The organism is Candidatus Cryosericum odellii, assembly GCF_003570935.1.
Classification (GTDB): domain Bacteria; phylum Caldisericota; class Caldisericia; order Cryosericales; family Cryosericaceae; genus Cryosericum; species Cryosericum odellii.
The window spans coordinates 1-2,586 of the sequence record NZ_QXIU01000063.1; the positions used below are offsets into that span (position 1 = coordinate 1).

Here is a 2,586-nt window from a genome sequence, read left to right on the forward strand (position 1 = left end):
CTCGATCGATCGATGGATTTTGGGGCTTATGCACCCGTGTATACTGAGATACGGAACGTACTGTTCGAACTGGACAGAAGGCCGACGACACAGAGCTATATCTATGGGTTGGGTGGCCGCGACATCATGGCCACCGANNCTGTTTTCGAGGAACTGCTGTCCGGCAAACTCGATCCGGAGCATCAGCGGTACATCGGACTGAGGGGGTAGCAGACATGCCTACACTGCAGGAAATCGCTTTGAAGACTGATGGTGCTGATGCTCGAATTGTATCCGGCCATCGGATGTGTTCTGGTTGCGGCATTGGACCTCTCATCAAGACTGTTCTCGCGGCATCGGACAAGCCGGTCATCGTGCTCAATGCGACAGGGTGTCTGGAGGTGACGACGTCAGTCTATCCGTTCACCGCGTGGAACACTCCGTGGATGCATCTGACGTTCGAGAACGCTGCTGCGGTAGCAGCGGGGGTCGAGTCAGCGTACAGGTCGCTCAAGCGCCGTGGCAAGATCGACAGCGAGGTCAACATCCTTGCAGTCGGAGGTGACGGTGGCACGTATGACATCGGATTCCAGGCTCTCTCCGGGGCGCTCGAGCGCAAGCACAAGTTCATGTACCTTGTCTACGACAATGAGGGCTATATGAACACCGGAAACCAGCGCAGCGGTGCGACTCCGTTTGGAGCCAGTACAACGACGGTACCTGCCGGCAAAGTGAGCAATGGCAAGCCGCAGTGGAGAAAGAACCTCGTGGAGATTGTTGCGGCCCACCGTATTCCATATGTCGGCCAGGCAGCAGTTCACAACACGCTGGACCTGTACAAGAAGGCGCAGAAGGGTTTCAATGCTGATGGTCCGGCCGTTCTTGCGGTTCTGCAGCCTTGCACAACCAATTGGTCCTTTGATCCCGCACTTACCATGCAGTATTCCAAGTTGGCTGTCGAGACCAACTTCTGGCCACTGTACGAGATCGAGAACGGTGTCGTACATGTCAACACCAAGCCCTCCAACCGTAAACCGATTGAGGAGTTCCTCAAGGGTCAGACACGGTTCAGGCATTTGTTCAAGCCTGGGAACGAACATGTCATCGTCGAAATGCAAAAGATGATCGATGACGAGTGGGCCCGTCTGCTCAAGCTCGAGGAATCCGGCATCCAGTTCTAGATCGCCTGAGACTCGCGTTGTATTCGTCAGCCCACCGGCTACAATGGCGGTGGGCTGATTGCGTCAGAGGAGCAACTCAATGACAACGAAGACGGTGTTCTACTCTGTTATGGGACATTCTCGAATGGTAGCTGAAGGCATAGCGGCGGCACTGGATGCCCCGCTCTTTGGCCTGACCGATCGCTTCAGTACTCTACCTGCTGGATGGAAGCGTTCAGCGAGGCGGGCAGTCCGTGGCTTTGACCTGGGCGTACTGAGCACCCCCGGTGTATCGTTCGTCCGAGGGGACAGGCTTGTTCTCGTTTTTCCCTACTGGGATGGGGCCGTCGTGCCTGCGGTATCTGGATTTGTCCGCTCGGTCGATCTCGGAGGTGTCACCGTATTCCTGGTGATGACGCGTCGCTTGAGCGGTGGCGACGACCTGATCTCCCAGCTCGAGGATGACATTGTCAGACAGGGAGGAACGATTGGTGGGGTCTTCAGTCTTCGCACCCTGTGGCGGGCGCTGCAGTATCTTCGGTCGCTGGGAAGTCGTGTCGGACAACACATTGCGCGGGAAGCGCAAGGAGCACTGACAAGTCTCCAGGAGCTGCTGGAAGATGCAATCGAGAATGAGGTCGAAGTACGTACTCGCTACCTGCAGCTTGTCGAGATGACCCCCAACAGGCGCCTGAAGGCAACATTCAGCTTGCTCGCAGCCGGTGAAGCTGCCCATGCTCAGCTGTTGCAGCAGTTGCACCGTGCATATACGGGTGTTGTCTATGAGCCGCATAGGGAAGCCATCGCTTCTCTGAAGCCAGGACAGGTTCTTGACTACGGTGCTCTGCTCCAGGGACTCGGCGTTGTCGTGGAAGCCGAACGCAAGGCCTTCATGGGATACCGTGCAATTGCTGAGCGGTATCCCAGTCAGCCCGATGTTGTTCGCCAGATGCTGGTACTGTCCCGTTCTGATCTCCGGCACTACAGAGACATGAGAGGTACGTACAACATACTGAGCCACCACCACTCTGCACGTTGACGCGCATTCACCGCTTTTTCGTGTGTTGACTTTGCCCCGTTTGTGATAGGCTGAAAGAAGAAATCCTGCATTCGAGGCTGTTCTTGTCCACTGCAGGAAAAGGAGGTAGGCAATGATTTATCTTGACAACTTTCGCAGTACGATGGTCGCGCCTGAGGTCTGGGCAGCGATGCGCACTGCTGCTATTGATGAATACGCGGTACCGGCAGCATTCACGCAGTGCGGCACTGGTGCCGCGGAACTCGTAGAGAGAGCACAGAACCGGCTTGCAGCCGCCATTGGAGCGTCGCAGAATGAGGTCGTGTTCACGGGAAGTGGCACTGAAGCTATCAACATCGCCCTGTGGGGCTCGACGTGGGCGCAGGCAGTCGACAAACCGGAGATTGTGACCAGCGAGATCGAGTACCC

The 2,586-nt window shown here is 56.4% G+C and carries 3 protein-coding genes; all 3 read left to right on the plus strand.

What is annotated here, in order from left to right; translation table 11 throughout:
• Positions 1-215: 215 nt before the first annotated feature.
• Positions 216-1,160 carry a thiamine pyrophosphate-dependent enzyme gene (locus SMC5_RS02355; protein WP_119087103.1) on the plus strand — a complete coding sequence of 315 codons (945 nt, stop codon included), beginning with the start codon at positions 216-218 and terminating at the stop codon, positions 1,158-1,160.
• 79 nt (positions 1,161-1,239) lie between these two features.
• On the plus strand, positions 1,240-2,178 hold the full coding sequence (locus tag SMC5_RS02360; protein ID WP_119087104.1) for a ferritin family protein: 939 nt from the start codon (positions 1,240-1,242) through the stop codon (positions 2,176-2,178).
• Positions 2,179-2,290: 112 nt separating this feature from the next.
• Positions 2,291-2,586 (plus strand): aminotransferase class V-fold PLP-dependent enzyme (locus SMC5_RS02365; RefSeq protein ID WP_119119432.1); only part of this gene is annotated, 296 nt, incomplete at its 3' end.

Excerpts from the sequence above, each read along its gene's own strand:
- SMC5_RS02355 (WP_119087103.1), top strand. The coding sequence starts at position 216 with ATGCCTACACTGCAGGAAATCGCTTTGAAGACTGATGGTGCTGATGCT.
- SMC5_RS02360 (WP_119087104.1), top strand. The coding sequence starts at position 1,240 with ATGACAACGAAGACGGTGTTCTACTCTGTTATGGGACATTCTCGAATG.